Annotated in this window: 20 protein-coding genes; 15 read left to right on the forward strand and 5 right to left on the reverse strand. The window is 37.3% G+C overall.

Going from position 1 to position 20,115, the window contains the following annotated elements; all coding sequences use genetic code 11:
* Window positions 1–20: 20 nt before the first annotated feature.
* Window positions 21–323 (forward strand): rhodanese-like domain-containing protein, encoded by a 303-nt coding sequence (locus tag AC6F34_RS15080; protein ID WP_500773596.1) that lies wholly within the window; start codon window positions 21–23, stop codon window positions 321–323.
* Between the two features lie 82 nt (window positions 324–405).
* On the opposite strand, the gene AC6F34_RS15085 is transcribed toward AC6F34_RS15080, so the two are convergent.
* A complete protein-coding gene (locus AC6F34_RS15085; protein WP_500773598.1) occupies window positions 406–1,299 on the reverse strand; it encodes a selenium metabolism-associated LysR family transcriptional regulator in 894 nt (297 codons plus the stop codon).
* A gap of 213 nt (window positions 1,300–1,512) precedes the next feature.
* On the opposite strand from AC6F34_RS15085, the gene AC6F34_RS15090 reads away from it, so the two are divergent.
* Window positions 1,513–1,695: a sporulation protein Cse60 gene (locus tag AC6F34_RS15090; protein WP_500773600.1), complete on the forward strand. Its 183-nt coding sequence runs from the start codon at window positions 1,513–1,515 to the stop codon at window positions 1,693–1,695.
* 140 nt (window positions 1,696–1,835) lie between these two features.
* Here the strand turns inward: AC6F34_RS15090 and AC6F34_RS15095 are convergent, their stop codons facing one another.
* Entirely contained in the window at window positions 1,836–3,089 is a 1,254-nt protein-coding gene (locus tag AC6F34_RS15095) for a BaiN/RdsA family NAD(P)/FAD-dependent oxidoreductase (RefSeq protein WP_500773602.1), read from the reverse strand.
* Window positions 3,090–3,285: 196 nt separating this feature from the next.
* On the opposite strand from AC6F34_RS15095, the gene AC6F34_RS15100 reads away from it, so the two are divergent.
* Together AC6F34_RS15100 and AC6F34_RS15105 are read left to right on the forward strand one after the other, a co-directional pair.
* On the forward strand, window positions 3,286–4,887 hold the full coding sequence (locus AC6F34_RS15100; RefSeq protein WP_500773604.1) for a putative polysaccharide biosynthesis protein: 1,602 nt from the start codon (window positions 3,286–3,288) through the stop codon (window positions 4,885–4,887).
* A 12-nt stretch (window positions 4,888–4,899) separates the two neighbouring features.
* Window positions 4,900–5,613 (forward strand): pseudouridine synthase, encoded by a 714-nt coding sequence (locus AC6F34_RS15105; protein WP_500773606.1) that lies wholly within the window; start codon window positions 4,900–4,902, stop codon window positions 5,611–5,613.
* 98 nt (window positions 5,614–5,711) lie between these two features.
* Here AC6F34_RS15105 and AC6F34_RS15110 read toward each other — a convergent pair whose 3' ends face one another.
* Window positions 5,712–5,933 (reverse strand): DeoR family transcriptional regulator, encoded by a 222-nt coding sequence (locus AC6F34_RS15110; RefSeq protein WP_500773608.1) that lies wholly within the window; start codon window positions 5,931–5,933, stop codon window positions 5,712–5,714.
* A gap of 368 nt (window positions 5,934–6,301) precedes the next feature.
* Between AC6F34_RS15110 and AC6F34_RS15115 the strand changes: the two genes are divergently transcribed.
* The 4 genes from AC6F34_RS15115 (at window position 6,302) to dat (ending at window position 10,614) form a co-directional block, all read left to right on the forward strand.
* On the forward strand, window positions 6,302–7,015 hold the full coding sequence (locus AC6F34_RS15115; RefSeq protein ID WP_500773611.1) for an ABC transporter ATP-binding protein: 714 nt from the start codon (window positions 6,302–6,304) through the stop codon (window positions 7,013–7,015).
* Window positions 7,008–8,189: an ABC transporter permease gene (locus tag AC6F34_RS15120; protein WP_500773613.1), complete on the forward strand. Its 1,182-nt coding sequence runs from the start codon at window positions 7,008–7,010 to the stop codon at window positions 8,187–8,189. The genes AC6F34_RS15115 and AC6F34_RS15120 overlap by 8 nt, the downstream gene beginning before the upstream one ends.
* Window positions 8,190–8,238: 49 nt before the next feature.
* Window positions 8,239–9,654 carry a dipeptidase PepV gene (gene pepV, locus AC6F34_RS15125; RefSeq protein ID WP_500773615.1) on the forward strand — a complete coding sequence of 472 codons (1,416 nt, stop codon included), beginning with the start codon at window positions 8,239–8,241 and terminating at the stop codon, window positions 9,652–9,654.
* Between the two features lie 78 nt (window positions 9,655–9,732).
* Window positions 9,733–10,614 carry a D-amino-acid transaminase gene (gene dat / locus AC6F34_RS15130; protein ID WP_500773617.1) on the forward strand — a complete coding sequence of 294 codons (882 nt, stop codon included), beginning with the start codon at window positions 9,733–9,735 and terminating at the stop codon, window positions 10,612–10,614.
* Window positions 10,615–10,736: 122 nt separating this feature from the next.
* On the opposite strand, the gene AC6F34_RS15135 is transcribed toward dat, so the two are convergent.
* Complete coding sequence (locus AC6F34_RS15135; RefSeq protein WP_500773619.1) at window positions 10,737–11,342, reverse strand: hypothetical protein; 606 nt, start codon at window positions 11,340–11,342, stop codon at window positions 10,737–10,739.
* 165 nt (window positions 11,343–11,507) lie between these two features.
* Here AC6F34_RS15135 and AC6F34_RS15140 point away from each other — a divergent pair, with 165 nt between their 5' ends.
* The 4 genes from AC6F34_RS15140 to AC6F34_RS15155 are packed head-to-tail and all read left to right on the forward strand — an operon-like array spanning window position 11,508 to window position 16,388.
* Entirely contained in the window at window positions 11,508–12,209 is a 702-nt protein-coding gene (locus AC6F34_RS15140) for a response regulator transcription factor (protein ID WP_500773621.1), read from the forward strand.
* The gene (locus AC6F34_RS15145) at window positions 12,206–13,660 is read left to right on the forward strand and encodes a HAMP domain-containing sensor histidine kinase (RefSeq protein ID WP_500773623.1); all 1,455 of its coding nucleotides are present in this window, start codon (window positions 12,206–12,208) and stop codon (window positions 13,658–13,660) included. Before AC6F34_RS15140 ends, AC6F34_RS15145 begins: the two co-directional genes overlap by 4 nt.
* Before the next feature lie 5 nt (window positions 13,661–13,665).
* Window positions 13,666–14,733 (forward strand): LolA family protein, encoded by a 1,068-nt coding sequence (locus AC6F34_RS15150; RefSeq protein WP_500773625.1) that lies wholly within the window; start codon window positions 13,666–13,668, stop codon window positions 14,731–14,733.
* Between the two features lie 2 nt (window positions 14,734–14,735).
* Window positions 14,736–16,388, forward strand: coding sequence for a M56 family metallopeptidase (locus AC6F34_RS15155; RefSeq protein ID WP_500773627.1), 1,653 nt, complete (start codon window positions 14,736–14,738; stop codon window positions 16,386–16,388).
* Window positions 16,389–16,629: 241 nt separating this feature from the next.
* Here the strand turns inward: AC6F34_RS15155 and cysK are convergent, their stop codons facing one another.
* Window positions 16,630–17,556, reverse strand: coding sequence for a cysteine synthase A (gene cysK, locus AC6F34_RS15160; RefSeq protein WP_500773629.1), 927 nt, complete (start codon window positions 17,554–17,556; stop codon window positions 16,630–16,632).
* Window positions 17,557–17,664: 108 nt separating this feature from the next.
* Between cysK and thpR the strand changes: the two genes are divergently transcribed.
* From thpR to AC6F34_RS15175, 3 genes are read left to right on the forward strand one after another with little or no spacing between them, the layout of a single operon-like run.
* Entirely contained in the window at window positions 17,665–18,237 is a 573-nt protein-coding gene (thpR, locus tag AC6F34_RS15165) for an RNA 2',3'-cyclic phosphodiesterase (RefSeq protein WP_500773631.1), read from the forward strand.
* 24 nt (window positions 18,238–18,261) lie between these two features.
* Window positions 18,262–19,194 carry an NERD domain-containing protein gene (locus AC6F34_RS15170; protein WP_500773633.1) on the forward strand — a complete coding sequence of 311 codons (933 nt, stop codon included), beginning with the start codon at window positions 18,262–18,264 and terminating at the stop codon, window positions 19,192–19,194.
* Window positions 19,181–20,110 (forward strand): diacylglycerol/lipid kinase family protein, encoded by a 930-nt coding sequence (locus tag AC6F34_RS15175; protein ID WP_500773635.1) that lies wholly within the window; start codon window positions 19,181–19,183, stop codon window positions 20,108–20,110. Before AC6F34_RS15170 ends, AC6F34_RS15175 begins: the two co-directional genes overlap by 14 nt.
* The last annotated feature ends 5 nt before the right edge of the window (window positions 20,111–20,115 follow it).

The raw sequence follows: 20,115 nt of genomic DNA on the forward strand, positions 1-20,115 counted from the left end.
TAGTAATAAGGGGTGTTAGTATGTTTAATGAGATTACACCAGAAGAGCTTGAAAAAAAAATTGAAGCTGGTGAAAAGTTAGAACTGATTGATGTGAGAGAAGATGAAGAGGTAGCAACAGGGATGGTACCTGGAGCAAAGCATATTCGGATGGGGACAATCCCTGAGCGTTTAGGTGAGTTAGATAAGGAAAAAGAATACATCTTCATTTGTCGCTCTGGCAATCGCAGTGGCAATGTATGTCATTATCTACAAGATCAAGGTTATAAAGTCGTTAATATGGTCGGTGGCATGCTTGAATGGCAAGGAGAAAAGGAATTCTAGTATAAACAACAAACAAAGACATGGGGGTAAACACTCCATGTCTTTCATTATATCTAGTCTGCATGCCTAGTCTGAAGGTCTTCTATGAAGCGATTGACTTAGAAATAAGATTTTCTATAAACAATTTCGCAGCAATGGACAACGTTTTGTTTTTATGATAGACCGCATAAAACGTACGTTCATTTGGCCATTCTCTAATTGGATAAACGAATAATTGATGATCTTTACTGTATTCATGTGCAGCCGTTTCAGAAATAATTGCACCGCCAACGCCTGCAATTACATGGTGGATTTGACTATTGGTTGAATCGGTATGTGCTGGAATATGCAGTGTGCTCATACTCATCTGTAGTTGTTGAAAAAGCTTATTCACCATCGACTGCGTACCTGAGTTTGTATTCCGGAGAATTAAAGGTTCTTGAATGATTTCATTTATTGAAAGAGATTTCTTCGCTCGGAACTGCTTGGATGTAATATAGACAAGCCGCTCCTTCGCTATCGGAATATAATGTAGTTTATCACTGTCGTACTTTTCTCCCAAAATGCCAATTTCACTTTTTCTTTTTAAAATGGAATCCGCAACATTCCGAGAAGTCGACTCGTTTAAATGGAATGTAATTTTCGGATATATTTGATTGAATGATTTAATCATATAAGGGATTAAGTATGCCCCAGGGACTGAACTAGTATGAATCCGTACAATTCCTTTATAATCACTATTATCTTCGTTTAAGTCAAGCAGTGCCTCTTCTTTTAATGTGAGAAGCTTACTTGCCCAATGATACAATTTTTCTCCTTGCGGTGTTAGGATTGCTTCTCGGCCGTCACGATCAAATAGTTGAACATCCAAGCCTTTTTCAAGCGCTTTTATATGGGAACTTACTGTTGATTGGCTTAAGAAAATATCCTCTGCTGCTTTTGAAAAGCTCTTATGCTCAACTACTTCTTTGAAAATAAACAGTTGATGTAAATCCATCTAATCACCCCATCTATCTATAATTACGATTTGTATTCATTGGAATTATCGATTGCTATAGCTTAATCATAGCACCTTTCGAAAGGTAGCTAATATGTGAATAGTGTCGAAATATTGAATAATAAATACAATTGCATTTTGTCTTAAGTCAAAAGTATGTTGTTTAAAAATTCTGTCAACAATAGGGTTAAAAGCATTAAAGGAGAATGTGCAATGATTAAAGTGAAGCTTTTTGATCATGAGCATGAAAAGGATTTAGAGAAAGACATGAATCAATTTTTAGAAAGAATTGAGGAAAAGAAATTAGTTGATATAAAATACAATGTCGCAGCAATGAATGAAGAGGAAGAAGAACAAATCTATTGCTTTTCAGCGATGATAATTTATAGAGCCTGACTTTTTAGTCAGGCTCTCAGACTGTTTACAAATGCTCGCATTCGCCGTTGTTGGCACAGAAGTTGCTATGTTCTATGCGGGTCTTCACTTGAATGCGACCTTTTCTAACAAGCATTTTCAAGACATTCTCAGGCGCTCATTTAGTGTGCAGCGTTTGTTCCTGCTAGTCTACCAGTTACAAGAGCTGAGGTGATGTTGTAGCCTCCAGTATAGCCGTGGATATCGAGAACTTCCCCACAAAAATAAAGGCCATTAACTAGTTTTGATGCCATAGTTTTCGGTTCAATTTCTTTTATAGAAACACCACCGCCTGTTACAAATGCCTTTTCGATCGGAAGCGTGCCATTGACATTGAAGCGAAAGTCCTTACAGAGCTTACTAAACTCACGAATTTTTTCTTTAGCAATCGTTCCTGCTTGAGCGTTTAGGTCGACATTACTTTGTTCTAAAAGGAAAAGTAAGTATCTTTCTGGAATCAATCCTTTAAGGCCGTTCTTTATTGCCTTTTTGGGCTCATCCCTTATTAGGCTATTGATCGTTTGAAAGACCTCTTCCGCATTTCGATCAGGAAGCGCATCGATGGACATTTGAACATAAGGAGTTTTCGCTTTTTTTAGAGCCTTCACAACAAATTGGCTACAGCGAAGGACGGCTGGACCGCTAACACCAAAATGGGTGAATAGCATGTCCATTCTATGTGTAATTAGTGCTTTTCCTTTTGGATTCAATACACTTACTGCAACTCCTCTTAAAGCTAGCCCTTGCAATGTTTTCTCTTGTATAAATGGTTCATTGCTTGTTACGGGAACTTCTGTTGGGAATAAGTCTGTAATCGTATGTCCACCCTTTTGAGCCCATGCATAGCCATCACCAGTTGAGCCTGTATGGGGTACACTTTTTCCTCCGACAGCGATAATAATTGATTTCGTTTGAATAATCTTACCATCTTGTAATTCAACTGAATCGACCGCATCGTTTTTAAAATGAATGTCTTTAACGGGACAGTTCGTTTTAACCGTTACATTTAATCTCTTTAATTGATTAAGCAACGCATCTACAACTGACTGAGCACGGTCGTTAACGGGAAACATTCTTCCGTGATCTTCTTCCTTCAGCTCGATTCCTAACCCTTCAAAGTAACGGATAATATCTTCATTGCTGAAAAGAGAAAAAGCGCTATATAGAAATCGACCATTCCCTGGAATATGTTGAATGATCTCGTCTATCGGGAGACGGTTCGTTACGTTGCAACGCCCACCACCTGAGATCGCAAGCTTTCTACCGAGCTTATTTCCTTTATCAATTAACAATACTTTCGCATGATTTTCAGCAGCACCAATAGCAGCCATTAACCCTGATGGGCCACCACCAATGACAATCACGTCATATTTCATTTTAGTCACCAACTTTATTTAGCATCATTCTATTATACTGTATTGTCTACTAGATAAAAAAGTACACATGTATCAATTGGAAGTGGCAATCTTTTTAAAAGAAGAGTACACTACTAATAGTGTGTTTTTATGGATGATCTTAGGACGCATTATCGTCCTTATAGAATAAAGTGATTTGAAGGAAGAAGGGATTTTTTTGTCTTCTAAAATGTTGCGAGGAACGTTTATATTAACTTTAGGTACTTTCTTAACAAAGATATTAGGAATTTTATATGTTATTCCGTTTACAAGAATGGTAGGGGCAGAAGGAACTTCTCTCTACCAATATGCATACATACCTTATACGATCTTTATTAGTATAGCGACAGCGGGTGTTCCACTAGCTGTTTCTAAATTTATTTCAAAATACAACGCATTGGAAGAGTATGAAGTAGGGCGAAGATTGTTTAAATCTGGTTTACTCATCATGCTTGTGAGTGGAATTGTATCTTTTCTCATCATGTTCATAGGCGCACCATCCTTTGCAGCGCTCTTTGTTGATGCAAAGGATCTTGATCGCTTGGCAGATGTTGTTACAGTCATTCGTGCAGTTAGCTTTGCACTGATCATCATTCCTTTTATGAGCTTAATCCGTGGATTTTTTCAAGGGCACCAATCAATGGGTCCATCAGCAGTCTCTTCGGTTGTTGAACAAATCGTCCGTATTGGCTTTGTTCTAGCTGGTGTTTTTATTGTTTTGAACTGGATGAATGGGTCAATCGTTGATGCAATTAGTGTCGCGACTTTTGCAGCATTTATCGGTGGAGTAGGTAGTCTTGTTGTTTTGTTCTGGTACTGGTATAAAAGGAAGCCACATCTAGATCAGTTATTAGAGCAGGATAAAGGAAATGTCGACGTTTCATTAACCGATATGTACAAAGAAATCATTGTCTATTCGATTCCTTTTGTCCTTGTAGGAATTGCGAATCCACTGTTTCAATTTATTGATTTAGCAACGTTTAATCGAGCGATGGTTTCCGAAGATTCAGAGTATTTTTTGACGATTTTAAACTTTAATACGCATAAAATAGTCATCATACCTGTCACTCTTGCCATTTCCTTTTCCTTAACGCTTGTGCCAAGTATTACGAGGGCATTTGTTAGTGGGCAGATTCAAGATTTTAATAAACAATTAAATCAAAGCATCCAAATTATGCTGTTCTTAACTTTACCAGCATCGATTGGATTAGCGATTTTAGCAGAGCCGGTTTATACGATTTTTTATGGATATAATCCTGATGGGACTGATATATTAAGGTTTTATGCACCTGTAGCTGTCTTGTTTGCATTGTTTTCGGTTACAGCTGCAATTTTACAAGGCATCAATGAACAAAGGTTTACTGTGCTTAGTTTATTAGTAGGGATTTTAGTGAAGCTTAGTTTGAATGTGCCTTTGATTCGTTGGATGGGCACTGAAGGAGCCATTTTAGCGATTGCTCTAGGCTATGCTTCAGCTATTCTTATTAACTTAATCGTGATAAAAGTGTTTTCAGGCTATCAATATCGCCTAGTTTTTCGTCGAAGTCTATTAATTGTCATCTTTACTGCAATCATGCTTTTTGTCACATACGTGTCGTATGAAGCCTTAACATTGCTACTATCCACTGAATCTGAAGGACAATCAATTATTATAGTAGCAGTTTGTGCAATGATTGGTGCAGGAGTGTACTTCTACTTAAGCATTAAAACAAGACTCGTCCATTTCTTATTTGGATCAAGAGTTGAAAGAATTTTAACTAAGCTAAGAATTCGGGTTTAAAAGGAGTTTAAAATGAGAATTGATAAAATGCTTGCAAACTTAGGCTTTGGCAGTCGCAAAGATGTGAAGAAGCTATTGAAGGATGGGGCTGTCACAATAAATGAGCTGAAAGTGAAAGACGGCAAACATCATGTTGAACCGAATGAGGATGTTGTTCACGTACATGGAGAAGAAGTGATTTATCGTGAGTTCATATATTTGATTATGAATAAGCCGCAGGGAGTAATTTCAGCTACTGAGGATCTGAGGCATGATACAGTTATTGATTTATTAGAGCCGGAAGATAGAGTGTTTGAACCATTCCCTGTAGGTAGATTAGATAAAGATACGGAAGGACTACTGATTATAACGAATGATGGACAACTATCGCATCGTTTGCTATCACCAAAAAAACATGTGCCAAAAACATATTTTGCAGTCATCGATTCTGAAGTAACAGAAAAAGATATAGAAGCCTTTCGTCAAGGTGTTATTCTAGATGATGGCTATCAAACAAAAGAAGCAGAATTGAAAATTTTGAAGGCTGGTGAGACTTCAGATATAGAATTAACGATAACAGAAGGTAAATTTCACCAAGTGAAAAGGATGTTTGAATCGGTTGGGAAAAGGGTGATGTACCTTCAACGTATATCTATGGGCTCTTTGCAACTTGATGAAGAATTGGAACTTGGTCAGTACCGGGAGTTAACAGAAGAAGAGATTCTACTATTGCAAGCTGATAAATAGAAGTTGTTACATTATCTTACAAAAATAAAACGCGACATTCATCCAGAGAATGTCGCGTTTTATTAAGTCGTATATGAGGCTAATTATCGCCATTTTATTTATGATGATACTTTCACTTTCCTTTGTGTAATGGTCCATTTGCCACGACTTGGACTTTTGACTAAGTCATTGTACGCTAATACATTTAAATCACGTTGAATCGTACGAGGTGTGATACCAAATTCCTCCACAAGTTCTTGAGTTGTTACAGTTCCGTTCTTGCTAATAAACATGTATACGGATTTAATACGGTTTAACATCCGGTTAGTTGAAGGTTTCAAAGAACCACTCCCTATCCATTTTTCAAACCAATGACATTTCCTGCAACCGACTGCTTCTTTTGAAGAAACATGTCCTTCAAGCATATGTAGTATTCTTTTTCAGAAGACAACCCCTTTACAAATGGAACATGATAATAGGATAAAAATCCTACCCTGTTACTATTGTAACCCTATTTTCAGATAATTTCCACTATCATAACGTATTTTATTCATTTTTCCAAATAAAACGTTTCACCTCCTTTGTTTTAAAATATATGGTATACAAAGGTGATATTATGTCTGAATATTCAATTAAATTTAAGGGAATCCTAAAGACAGGGAACTTTTTCATGTTTCACCTCGTATAAAAAGGAAAGGAGGGGTTCGGTTTGTCGTTATTGACAATAGATATAAAAGAAGCAGGTTACGAAGAGAAGGAAGCGATCATAAAAGATATTGCCTTTTCGATTGAAAAAGGAGAGCTGATTGGCTTAATTGGCCAAAATGGTGCTGGTAAAAGTACAACAATTAAGACGATTTTAGGTCTTTTATCTTATAAAGTAGGAAATATCACGTTTGAAGAAAACACGAAATATTCATACATACCAGAAAGACCGATGTTTTACGATGAGCTTACATTAGCTGAGCATTTAGACTTTGTAGCAGCTGTAGAAAATTTGCAAGAAGAAGATTATAAACAGCAACTGGAGACATTATTGCATACGTATAAGCTAGCAGAAGTTGTGCACGAATTTCCCGGAAAATACTCAAAAGGCATGCAACAAAAGGCGATGCTTATCTTAGCCATGATTACAAACCCGAACCTATATATCATTGATGAACCGTTCATTGGGTTAGATCCAAATGCGATGAAGCTGTTTCTGCAATCCATTCATGCAGAAAAAGCTAAAGGTGCTGGAATACTAATGTCGACACATGTTTTAGATACTGCAGAGAAAGTGTGTGATCGTTTCATCATCATTAATGATGGGATCTTAAGGGCAAGTGGCACTTTAGAAGAGATTCGCAGTGCATGCGGGATGAAAGACGGGTCGTTATACGATTGTTTCCATTCGATAGCGGAGGCGCCAAGCGATGACTAGTTTGCAATTGTTTTTAACTAGATTGTGGAAGCATCAAAAACAGCAATACGGTGTGTTTAAGTCTATTTTTGATTGGACAATCATTGTTTATATCTTACTACCTAGCGTTGTGATTTTTCTATTCATCTATAATTCATGGTGGGTTGAAGTTCCTAGCTGGGCAACAAATGTACCGCTATATTTATTTGCATTTTTGCTTTATTTAGTCTGTTGGTTTAGGAATATAAAACCATTTGTAGAAGAGGCAGATCAAGTATTTCTTATTAAGCACGCAAAGCTTTATAGGGAAATGAAGCTTTTGAGTTATCTTTATACCTTACTTAGTGGAATCATATTAATCCTTGTTTGTATGCTCGTATTTTTGCCGATATTCTTCATTCATTTTCAATTGAACTTTTATCATTTGTTCTCATTTTCTCTTTATTTATTTATGGCACAGGTCAGTATTATGTATGTCAAATATCAATTAAAAAAGATTGAGAGTCGATGGAAGTATATTGTTCTGCTTCTAATAGTATTTATTGTTTATGGATGGATTCATCAGTTGTTGATTTTTTTATGGTTGATTGACCAGCATCTATGGCTTATTTTAATTAGCATAACGATGTCTGTGGTTTTTGTATACTTAACACAAAAGCAATTAAAAAGCTTATATAATGTAGAATATGATCTCCGCCTTCATCAGGAAGAAAAGGTAAAGAATATCCAAATGATTTTATCATTATCGCAACAAATCGAAAAGCCATCGCTTGTAAAACGGAAAAAGCCACTATTGTTTCGTCAGTCAAAGAGAATATTTGCGAAAAGATCTAAAATAAATGGGTTTATTGAACTTTTTATTAAGGCATTTATTCGTAATTACACCCACTGGGGAAATTATTTGCAAATGACGTATATTGGTGCAATTGCGATTGTCTGGATTCCTGCTTTATGGATTAAAGCCTTAATCTTCTGTGCGTTTTTAGTGATGATGTATTCATGGCTAGGTGTCTTATGGGATAAAATCTATCGCTTTAATGCGATTACTAAGAAGTACATGGAGTATGATGCCTATTTTATCGCGAGAAAAAGAAGCATCAATGGGCTCTTTATAGTTTCTGTGCTTTTAATAGGGGCTTTTGTGTGGGGTGGTATGATACTAGTTGGTCCAATCGCAAACTTTCTTTCCATGTAGCTTTTTCGTTATAATGAAGAGTATGTAGGCGTGCGAAAGGAGAATAAAAATGAAAACGAATGATTGGCAACGTGAAGTTGAAGCTCGTACAGAAAATTTGCTTGAAGATACGAAAGCTTTATTGCGAATTAAGAGCGTGTTAGATGAGAAAGAGGCTACAGAGGAAGCTCCATTAGGGTTAGGTGTGAAAGAAGCCTTGGAATATATGCTTGCACTTGGTGAACGAGATGGGTTTACTGTGAAAAATGTCGATCATTTAGCAGGGCATATTGAATTTGGTGAAGGAGAAGAATTGGTAGGAATTCTTTGCCATGTTGATGTCGTTCCTGAGGGAGACGGATGGACGAAAGAACCGTATGGAGCAGAGATTCATGACCGCAAAATCTATGCTCGAGGAGCAATTGATGATAAAGGGCCAACAATGGCTGCTTACTATGCCATGAAAATTGTGAAGGAACTTGGGCTGCCATTAAATAAACGAGTGCGGATGATCATTGGAACAGATGAAGAATCAGATTGGCGTTGTGTGGATCATTATTTTTCTAAAGAAGAGATGCCCACAATTGGCTTTGCACCTGATGCTGATTTCCCCATCATTTATGCGGAAAAAGGCCTTGCTGACTTTGATCTTGTTCAAAAGAAGTTGGCTCCATTAGGAGAAGATTTTCAAGTAGAAGTTCGCTCATTTGATGCTGGCAGAAGATACAATATGGTTCCGGATTTCGCTAGAGCTGTTTTACATATTTATTTTGAGCCGACTGAAGTCATTCAGCGATTTGCTGATTATTTAAAGTCAGAGGAAGTAAACGGAGAGTATTATATGAAGAATGGTGATCTTGTTCTAGAAATAGAAGGAGTTTCTGCCCATGGGATGGAGCCAAACAATGGCATCAATGCTGGTTTATATATGGCGAAGTTCTTAAGTGATTTAAAGCTTGACCAAAGAGCAAATGATTATTTCTCTTTTGCTAATAAATACTTATGCAAAGATTCGCGGGGGCGTAAATTAGGTGTGTTTATCCGTGATGAAATAACTGGCGACTTAACGATTAATGTTGGTGTCATGAAGTATGTAGTAGAAAATGGTGGCCACTTTGGCTTAAATATGCGTTACCCAGTTTCAAATGAGATGAGTAAAACAAAAGAAATACTAGATGCATTATTAGTTGGAACACCATTTACGATTGAAAATTTAAAAGACGCAAAGCCCCATCATGTAGCAGAGGATCATCCGCTTATTCAAACATTGAAAAGAGTGTATGAACAACAAACTGGTGAACGAGCAGAACTATTATCGATCGGTGGTGGGACATATGCTCGCTCATTAAAAGCTGGTGTAGCATTTGGTCCATTGTTTCCTGGGCGAGAAGACATCGCTCATCAAAAGGATGAATATATGTATATAGATGATCTTTTTAAAGCTACAGCGATTTATGCACAAGCCATATACGAACTTGCCAACTAACTAGAAAGCTTGATAAAATGGCAGAAAGTTTAACGCTTTAAAGGGATATATACTAGGCGAAAGGGAGTTAGACATCCAATGAAATATGTCATTTATAATGGGGAAATTACAGAACGCAAAGAAGTAAAGATTGATATTGAGGACCGTGGCTATCAATTTGGTGATGGTGTTTATGAAATGATTCGGGTGTATAACGGTAAAATGTTTACAGCGACTGAACACCTTGAACGCCTACATGAAAGTGCAAATAAGATTGGAATGATTATTCCATATTCAGTCGAAGAATTGAGAACACAGTTAAATGATTTAATCAAACAGAATGAGTTGAATATGGGAACGATTTATATGCAAGTTTCTCGTGGGATTTCTCCGCGTAACCATCCTTTCCCAAATCCTGCTGTTGCGACTACTTATGTAGCAACTGCACGCAGTGTGGATAGACCATTAAAAGATATGGAAAACGGGGTTAAGGCGATTTTAAAAGAGGATATTCGTTGGTTATTATGTGACATCAAGAGCTTGAATTTATTAGGGAACTTAATGGCAAAGCAGGCAGCAGTTGAAGCAGGTTGTTTTGAAGCGATTCAACATCGTGGTGAAGTGGTGACTGAAGGAAGTGCATCGAATATTGCGATGGTTAAGGATGGAAAGCTATTTACGCACCCTGCAAACAACTTAATCTTAAACGGGATTACAAAAAGAAAAGCAATCGAATTATGTGCAGAAGCACAAATGCCATTTGCTGAAGATGCCTTTACATTAGACGATCTAAAGAAAGCAGATGAAGTATTTTTATCAAGCACAACATCTGAAGTCATGCCAATCGTAGAAATACAAGGTGTGAAAGTAGGAAACGGCAAACCAGGTTCTTACACGCAAAAGCTACAACAACTATTTGAAGCAGCCATCGAAAAAGAATGCGGACAACTGAAAAACAAACTATATAACGAAGTGAAATAATATTTGAAACAAGCCTCCATAAATGGGGGCTTGTTGCTTTTGGGCGGAAAGTAACAAGGTTGGTAGAGAAATCAGCAAGTTTGGTAGAGAAATCAGCAACTTTGGCTGAGGAATCAGCAAGTTTATTTATTTCCTTCTTCTTTCATTTCCTCCACTATATTCGTTAAATAATCTGCTCCGAAATAGATTTCCTTTTCTTGATTATGATGAATCGTGAGTGAATAACGATTGCCTTTATAGGTGAAATTTAACAATTCATGTATGTAGTAAATAGTAGGCTTAAAGACAGCTTCGCTATTTTCTCCTTCTTCCTTCATATAAGCTTGAATATAATGAGCTTCATTTCCTTTAATATTCATTATTTTATGGATCGGAAATTTTACATCGTTTACATAGAAACCATGTTCTTTGTTTAAAGACAATTCCTGCGTGTCATGGAATTCTGAACGAAGGAGAAGTGATTCATATGGACTTGACGCTTTAGACCAAGATTCATTTAATGTATAGAACCCATCTTCAAAATCGCTTACATGTACTTGATAATTTTTATAGCCCAAGGGTGCTTCAAGAATTAGTAGCGATGAAGTTTTTTCACTATTTATTTCTGCAAGTGCTTTTTTTCGTTCATCTTGTGATAGGAAGAAGTAGCTAGCTACAGAAATAATGAGTATGATCAATAAATAATTAGTCTTTTTCTTCAATTGTTTACCAGTCCTCTCATTAACCATTCCTCTACATTATTCATCTTGACAGCTAAAAACTCCTTTATTACACGAGAAATCCCTATGTTACAATAAAATGGATTTTTACAGATTTATAAAGCAATTATAAAGATTAATAAATAGTGGATTTAGTTTAGATAAACTAGAGTTAGGAAAAGCGAGGGAGTGCATGTGAGCCGTCTAGAGAAAATTTTGTTGGTTGAGGATGATGGACAGATTGCTAGAGTTGTTTGTGATTATTTAAGAGGAGAAGGCTATTTTATTACTTGGTCGTCGACGGGGAAGGAAGGGCTAGATGACTTTCGTGCAGATCACTATGATTTGGTATTAGTTGACGTCATGTTGCCAGAGATGGATGGCTTTACTTTATGCAAAGTTATAAGGAAGGAAAGCCATATCCCTGTCATTATTGTAAGTGCGAAGACAGAGAGTTCAAGCAAAGTTAATGGTTTGGATATTGGGGCAGATGATTATTTAACAAAGCCTTTTAGTTTAGAGGAGCTCGGGGCAAGAATTGCGTCTCACTTACGACGATACCGACGATATAGTAAGGAGCATGATTTAACAGAATATGCAGGTGGCTTACAAATCGACTTTGCCAAAAAAGCAGCTTACCGAGAAGGAGAATTGCTTACGTTAACAGGGAAAGAAATGGACCTTCTTCATTTACTTGCATTAAATCCATTTACTACCTTTACAAAACGGGAGTTGTATGAGCATATTTGGCAATCAGAAGACATCGAAGGTAATAATGCAGTAACCGTTCATATTAAATCTTTACGTACAAAGCTTCGAGATGATGCAAAAAAACCTATGATTATTCAAACCGTTTGGGGCTCTGGGTACCGGTTTATTGGAGAAGAGCTGACATGAAAATAAAAACGTGGCTACTACTCGCCTTTCTTGTTGTTATGATCTTGCCTGTCCTTCTAATAGGTGGACTATATTACACGATCCAAAAACTTGATGAGCAGAGCAATTTACTAGAGCACTTGGAATTTCAAGGAATTGTCGATTCGTTACGACCATCATTAGAAAACCCAAACCTATACGAAATCAAAGCGAACGAACATTTCCGAGAGATCGAAGAAAAGACAAGTGATCAATTGAGGATTACATTATTCCGGTCAGATGGTGTCGAATTATATACGTCATTAGATTATTCACAAGTGACAAAGTTTCGCAAAGAGAAACTTGATCGGTTATATGGAGGGCTTCACCAAATCCAAAAAGGCTATCGGACGATCTCCTATAAAGGCAGTGTTACCTCAGAAGAGCAAATAATCGGGATATATGAAATTACAGTGCCTAGAACGGAGTGGATCGAAAGTGTTGATAACCGGAAGAAGCTTTTAGCAGCATTTGCTTTACTAATCTTCGTTTTGACGTATGGAATTGTTATCTTTTTATTAAATCGAAAGCTTACAAAACCGATTCACCAATTAAAGCTTGCGATGATAGGCTTTGCTAAGAATGAAAAGATGATACCAGCTGTACATCGTGGAAATGATGAAATGGCAGAGTTAAGCAACCATTTCTTGGAGATGAGGAAGGAGATTGTCGAGGCTCGAAAGGCACTAGAAAATGAGCAAAAGGAAAAACAGTATATGACTGCTGCCCTATCTCATGATTTGAAAACTCCTTTAACGGTTGTGCGAACTTATACAGAAACACTGTTTCGAAAAGAGTTATCTGAAGAGGAACTGAAGGAGTATAAACAAACGATTTTTGACAAGTTAGATTACTTAAAAAAGATGATTGATGATCTAACCTTGTTCTCATCCCTGCAATCGAAACAGGAAATAGATTTTGTTGAAGTTGAAAGTGAAGAATACATCGACATGCTCTTTTCTGGATATGACAAATTATGCGATAAAAAACGAATCATTGTAAAAGAACATATTGAAGTTCATGGTATGTTGAGTGTTCAGCCAAATCAGTTAATTCGTGTCATTGACAATATAGTCAGCAATGCTATTCGTTATACACCACAGGGCGGATGTATACATCTTTATGCATTTACACATCTAAACATAAAATCAACCATTTTTAAACCATTCGAAAAAGAAATTTTGGAATGGAGTAAAGGGGGAACCGTCCTATTTGTACAAAACGAAGGAGAGGCAATTTCCACTAGTGATATGGATCATTTATTAAAACCTTTTGTCCAAGGAGAGCAGGCAAGGGGAACTGGTGGGCTGATCGGTTTAGGTTTAGCCATCAGTCAGTTAATTATGAATCAGCATCATGGGAAAATAAAAATATGGTCAGCTGAAGGCTACGGGACACTAGTCGGGCTATGGCTACCAACAAAGAAAGAGTGATAATAATGAAAAAGGTAATAAATTCGATCATATTTGGAGTTGTCTTGTTATTATTAGCAGGCTGTGGAAGCAGCCTGAATGTAGATGATGTGATTCAGAATACATTGTCTTCTACTAATGAACGTAAATCTTATTATGCAGAAGGTGAGATCAGGATTGAATTGGGAGAGGGAATGGTAGAGGAAGCCACTTTCCAAGAATATCAACATCAAGATGGAAGACGTTTAATGATTACGGAAAATGCAGAAACGAGCACCGCTTCACATGCACTGTATGACGGAAAAAGCTTATATATGTATGATGAGCTGTCAGGTTATGCGATGAAATCAGCTCCATTCATAGAAGAGATTCCTGGTGCACAGTCACATCAAGAGCAATATATGCTCTTAATGGATCTTTTTAAAGATACTCATGACCGTAAAGTGATTGGAGAAGAAGAAGTAGGCTCGTTTGATACGGTTCATGTGCAATTGATCAGCAAGGAACAAGACAGCTTATGGGGGAACCTAGATATATGGATTGATAAGAAGTCTTGGTCAATTGTAAAAGGGATTACAAGAAATGGAGAAACTCAATCCGAGTTTTCTTATAAGACACTAGACTTTGATCCAACACTAACAGATGATATGTTTCAAATTGATTTACCAGAAGGTGTAGTATATGAGGAAATAGATGCTACTGCAAATGAAGTTTCTTTACAAGAAGCAGAGGAAGCGTTAGGGAAGCCATTTTTATTATGGGATCATGAAGTACTTACAATTGAAAGAGTGGAATTGGATGAATTCAACGGCATATTCGATCGTGTTGAAGTCACGATTTATTTTGAAAAAGAGGGAATCCAGCAGTTCTCATTATCGGTATTTCCTGCACCAGAAGAGCAGGAGTTTGCTATAGTTGAGGATGATATTCGTGTAAGGGGCTTACCAGCTGAGTATGATTCTTTCATAAGTTCTCTCATGTGGGACGAAGATGGGTTACGTTATTCTATAATACTATCACATCCGGATTTAACTGTTGCAGAAGCAATTGCACTAACAGAAGAGATGATGATCAGCTCTGAGGCAGTTGAATAAGTATGCTTGGCGTTGAAATATGGTTACTATACACGATAATTGGTGTTTCGATCAGCCTATTAGGTGTCATGATTGGAAGGAAAGCGAAAAAAATAGGGACGTCTGTTGAAGTCGTCCTTGTTCTACTCGCAGTGGCCTATGCTATCTATACGTATGGTTTTCTTGATTCATTTATTGTGATTGGTGTTCTAGGGGTTAGCTATATGCCTGTCAGTCAGATAGATCATACGATAAAAATGGCAAACAAGTTTAGAAGTGAACTTCATAAACACTCTTACAAAGCACTTGAATTGACGAAAGATAGAAAGAAAACAAGTTATTTTTTAATTCTTTATGTCATAACGACAATTAGTGCTGTGCTGTTTATTGTATTCATGCCAGACCCAAATCTATTAAAATATATTCTATACATTTGGCTTATTCATGTAACAGGTGAAATGATTCAATCATGGATGAAGGCAAGATCAGTTGAAGTATTCAAAACAGATAGTGATCTATATGTGCTGTCGAAAGTGGATGGAATGAAGATCCCATTAAATGAAATTATTGAAGTTCAATATCAATCAAGGCCAGACCTATTGCGCATGCATCCTTTGTTTACAATGTTTTCATCTATTGGAGACTATACAACGAGCATGGGGAAAGTGACAAAAATCCGTATCCCTATACAAACGATTTATGTCACAGGACTTGAAAAAGAGCAATGGCTAAAAGAATATGATTCTGAGGAAGTAGATAACGTTTTGCCAATATTCCACAAGCGTAACGTGAAAAGGCTGGCCGGAAAGCTTTACTTCGCTACAGCCGTTAAAGGTGTAGGAGCCTATGCAACTCTTTTAGCGGTTCTCGTCTTTTTGAATGCACCTGAATTGGTAACGATTATTGCGATTGTCTTTTTCTGGCTTGTAAATCTATACTTATCTGACAGAGTTTTAAGGCTTGCATTAGATGCTGTTGAATTAAAAGATGATCAAATTTTACAATTACGTGATCATATTGCAAATAAAGCCGGTTTACGGAAAATTAAAATCTACGAAACAGAATCAGATGAATTCAATGCATTGGCGACAGGAGTAAATATCGGAAGGTCGATGATCGCGCTTACGAGCGCTACCTTAAAACTACCAATTGATGTTATATCGGGTATCATTGCTCATGAAATGGTTCATGTGAAAAAGCGGGATGTATTGATTGGACAATTATGCCGGTTTACCTATATTGGGTTGCTTGTCGGAATTATCCTGTTTCTTCAAGAATGGATCATTGAACATCAAATTATCGGTTTTTTCATTATTTGGCTATCAATTATGTTCTATACAGTCTATCAATCTTTCTTTTCACAATGGATGGAAGTAAGAGCAGATCATTGCGGTGCAAAGCTATTAGAAAATGGGGCTGAGCAAATGTCGTATAGCTTATCGACTCTTGCAGAAAAAACGGATGAAAGATCAAAGTTCCTCAAGGATGAAGGTGAAGATTACAAGAGTATTTGTGAACGAGGCAGCTGGATTTGGCGACTCATTGAATTTCAACTGATGCCGCACCCGCCAATGTACTGGAGAATACAATCTTTACAGACAAACATAAGCTGGGGTAGAGAAATGTTAAAGAAGTGGTTCAAGGATCGTTTGCTGGAATCAATTCGAATGAATTAAGGGAAGTGTTCACTTGTACATGATGGAACTAAGAGACACCATTAAAGTCATGCTAATCGAAAGATATAGGGCGTGAAATAATAGAAGAAACAAGCCTCCGCCAATGGGGGCTTGTTTTGTAGGAAGGGAATCAGCAAGCATTCATGAGAAATCAACGACTTTGGCAAAAGAATCAGCAAGTTTTCATGAGAAATCAGCGACTTTCCACGAAAATCATTAAATTCACAATTCTATCCCAGTACTAACGAAATAAATCACTTGATAAGTATCGTTCTCCTGTGTCGCAAACGATAAAGAGAACTATGTCTTCAGGAGAAAGTCGTTTGGCTACTTCCATTGCTGCAAAGCATGCTGCCCCAGAAGATGGTCCAACCAATATGCCTTCCTCAGCTGCTAACTTTCTCGCTGCAGTGTACGCATCTTCATCCTCAATTTGATGAATTTTATCATATACTTTTGTATTTAGGATTGGAGGGATAAAGCCTGGGCTCGTTCCAACAAGCTTATGTTTACCCGGTTTTCCTCCTGAAAGAACAGGTGAGCCTTTCGGTTCCACAACATGAACTTCAATTGATGGGAAGGCTTCTCTTAACACTTCGCCTGTTCCAGTAATTGTACCACCTGTTCCTGAGGTGGCAACAAATGCAGCTAGCGGTTTTTGTAATACATCCATCGCTTCGATGATTTCAAGAGCGGTAGATTTTCTATGAGCATCAGGGTTTGCGCTGTTCTCAAATTGCATGGGGATAAAGCTATTTGGAATCGTTTCAGCAAGCTCCTGTGCCTTCTTAATCGCCCCTGGCATACGCTCGTCTCCAGGTGTAAGCACAACATCCGCTCCGTATGCCTTTAGCAAATTGATTCGTTCTTGTGTCATTGTATCCGGCATAACTAGAATCGCTTTGTACCCTCTAGCAGCTGCGTTCATGGCAAGACCAATTCCTGTATTGCCACTTGTTGGCTCAATAATTGTTGAGCCCTCTTTTAATCGCCCTTCTTTCTCTGCTTCAATGATCATATTAAAGGCAGCACGGTCTTTTACACTTTTGCTTGGGTTATAATATTCAAGCTTTGCATAGATCGTAGCTCCGCCTTTTGGTGTAAATTTGTTTAACTTCACGATCGGAGTTTCTCCTATTAATTCAGATATATTATGTACAACCTTCACTTCTGTCACCCTTTCAAACAAGTCTAAACGGTTGAATAAAAATACGTTATACTTACATCATAAACAAGGAAAACGTATGAAATCAACCTAAAGAAGGGATGAAGAAAATTGAATATTAGATCAAGTCACTATTTCTTTGCCGTACCTCTCACGTCTAGCATTCAAGCAAGTTTAGCCGAAAAAGCTGCTGAGATGGATTTATCTCGGTATTTTAAAGAAGTAGTTTATGAGGCAGATTATCATATTACGTTGGCGTTCTTGGGGAATATCAAGAAGGATACGCTTAATACGATTGTACATAAGGTACAGAGTGAATCAGCAGACTTCTCTTCTTTTTCACTTTTGTTGGAAGGAATCGGTGTATTTGGGGGCAAACAAAGTGAACCAAGAGTGATTTGGGCCGATATGAAAAAAGAAGAGAGCCTGCATGAACTTCGTAAAATTGTTTATGCAAAATGTACAGAGGCTGGTCTAGAATTGGATTCTAGACCATTTTCACCACATATCACCCTTGCTAAGAAGTGGATTGGAAATGAAGCGATAGAAGAAAAGCTGCTTAAACAATACTCTACGCAATTGACAGCAAAGGTTGTGAAGGTTGAAAAAATTGGGTTATACAAAGTTTGCCCTGGGAAAATCCCTAAATATGACTATGTGTATAACATTCCATTAAAGAAATAAAAGGCATTAGGGAGAGAGGTAGAGATGGGTCAACTAATTAAATTACAAGATTATGTATCTAGATATGAACAAAATATATATTTATATCCATCGAGATTTGTCCGCTTAAAAAAACAGCAATGGCAGCATATACAATTGAAATGGAAAATGGATATAGCAGATGAACCAAATCATGAAGTTGAAATTGAACAGCGCAAGCCCTTTTTTCAAAAGATGAAAAGCTTGATAAAGAAGGAGGAGGTTGTTGAGGAAGAATTAACAGTCCCTCAAGAAGATGAATTTGATTTTTCCGTAGGCTATACGATCAGGCCACAGTCTGAAGAGATCTTAAAACAACAATTTTTAGATCAATTGCTTAAATTCCAGTACAAATGGGTGTCCTCAACTTTGATGGAAAAATCATTTATTGATCGAAAGTACACCTATGATCCGAAATTGAAATTTTTCTTACAAAGGTTCCCTGATACATTCTTACTTCTTTATGAGCCGATTTTCCATTTGAAAAACGCACCAGTTGAGACGGAAACAATCCTTATCACACCTACTGCTACATTATGCATAGCGCTGATTGAGGAAGATGAGCAGGATGTGTTTGTTGGGACAAAGGAACATTTTTGGTTAAGAAAAGGGAAGAAGCGGGAAGAGAGGATTTTAAACCCCCATATCGCTTTGAACAGGACAGATAAAATTATACGGCAAATTTATAAAGCGCATGATATAGATTTTCCTGTCAAAAAAATTCTACTTTGCCGTAATGGATATATTGACGACCCCTCAGCTCCAGCAGACGTCGACATAATTGATAAAAAGGGATATGAAAAATGGTTTCATTCGATGAGGAACTTACAATCTCCTCTAAAACATATTCAGTTAAGAGCAGCAGAAAAACTATTAGATTATAGCATGACGACATCCGTAAGAAGGATAGAATGGATGAATACGGATGACGAACAATAATCAGCCGATTTTCATCGTTAATCCAATGGCTAAAAATGGTTATAGTAAAAAAATATGGAACAAAATCAAAACGCAATTGAATAAAGAAAATATCGCCTACGATGTGTACTTCACAGAGGCACATGGACATGGGAAATACTTAGCTCAAGAGGTGGCAAACCTCCATGAAGAGCGGCCGCTACATATCATTGTTGTCGGTGGGGATGGAACACTCCATGAAGTGATTAATGGTTTATATGGCTTCATGCAGATTTCAATTGGCTTTATCCCTGCTGGTTCAGGGAATGACTTTTCCAAAGGGTATGGTGTGCCGAAGAAGCAATCTTATGCTCTAGATGTCATTTTATATACCCATCATGTAAAGAGAGTCGATTTAGGATTTATAAAGCATAAGAATCACGTGTTTATAAACAGTATGGGTGCTGGATTTGATGCATTAATTGCATATAAGGTGAATCAATCCCCACTAAAAAAATGGTTGAATAAGCTGTCTTTAGGAAAGTTGATTTATGTTTATACTGTCATAAGGGAATTATTCACATACGAAGTAACCGATCTTAAAGTGATCGTGGATGAACAGAGTCACTCCTTTTCAAAGGCTTGGTTTGTGACTGTTTCGAATCAGCCTTATTTTGGTGGAGGGATGAGAATATCACCCTCAGCAACTCCGTTCGATGGTGAACTAAACGTAACGATTGTTCATAACTTATCAAAAGTAAAGTTATTGCTCCTGTTCATTTCTGTATTTTTTGGATGGCATACTCGTTTTAAAGAAGTAGTGATGTTTACGGGACGTGACATTTCTATCTATTCGCAATCGCCGATGTATGTACACGGAGATGGTGAGAAGCTTGGCCATACTCCTGTAGAAATTGAAGTAAGGCCAGCTGCGGTCTCAATGCTACTTCCTGAATAAGGATA

This window comes from Niallia sp. CD-39 (assembly GCF_059874745.1).

What these genes read in the sequence shown, in the direction of transcription:
- AC6F34_RS15080 (WP_500773596.1), top strand. Translation starts at nt 21, where the DNA reads ATGTTTAATGAGATTACACCAGAAGAGCTTGAAAAAAAAATTGAAGCT.
- AC6F34_RS15085 (WP_500773598.1), bottom strand. Translation starts at nt 1,299, where the DNA reads ATGGATTTACATCAACTGTTTATTTTCAAAGAAGTAGTTGAGCATAAG.
- AC6F34_RS15090 (WP_500773600.1), top strand. Translation starts at nt 1,513, where the DNA reads ATGATTAAAGTGAAGCTTTTTGATCATGAGCATGAAAAGGATTTAGAG.
- AC6F34_RS15095 (WP_500773602.1), bottom strand. Translation starts at nt 3,089, where the DNA reads ATGAAATATGACGTGATTGTCATTGGTGGTGGCCCATCAGGGTTAATG.
- AC6F34_RS15105 (WP_500773606.1), top strand. Translation starts at nt 4,900, where the DNA reads ATGAGAATTGATAAAATGCTTGCAAACTTAGGCTTTGGCAGTCGCAAA.
- AC6F34_RS15120 (WP_500773613.1), top strand. Translation starts at nt 7,008, where the DNA reads ATGACTAGTTTGCAATTGTTTTTAACTAGATTGTGGAAGCATCAAAAA.
- pepV (WP_500773615.1), top strand. Translation starts at nt 8,239, where the DNA reads ATGAAAACGAATGATTGGCAACGTGAAGTTGAAGCTCGTACAGAAAAT.
- dat (WP_500773617.1), top strand. Translation starts at nt 9,733, where the DNA reads ATGAAATATGTCATTTATAATGGGGAAATTACAGAACGCAAAGAAGTA.
- AC6F34_RS15135 (WP_500773619.1), bottom strand. Translation starts at nt 11,342, where the DNA reads ATGGTTAATGAGAGGACTGGTAAACAATTGAAGAAAAAGACTAATTAT.
- AC6F34_RS15145 (WP_500773623.1), top strand. Translation starts at nt 12,206, where the DNA reads ATGAAAATAAAAACGTGGCTACTACTCGCCTTTCTTGTTGTTATGATC.
- AC6F34_RS15150 (WP_500773625.1), top strand. Translation starts at nt 13,666, where the DNA reads ATGAAAAAGGTAATAAATTCGATCATATTTGGAGTTGTCTTGTTATTA.
- AC6F34_RS15155 (WP_500773627.1), top strand. Translation starts at nt 14,736, where the DNA reads ATGCTTGGCGTTGAAATATGGTTACTATACACGATAATTGGTGTTTCG.
- AC6F34_RS15170 (WP_500773633.1), top strand. Translation starts at nt 18,262, where the DNA reads ATGGGTCAACTAATTAAATTACAAGATTATGTATCTAGATATGAACAA.
- AC6F34_RS15175 (WP_500773635.1), top strand. Translation starts at nt 19,181, where the DNA reads ATGACGAACAATAATCAGCCGATTTTCATCGTTAATCCAATGGCTAAA.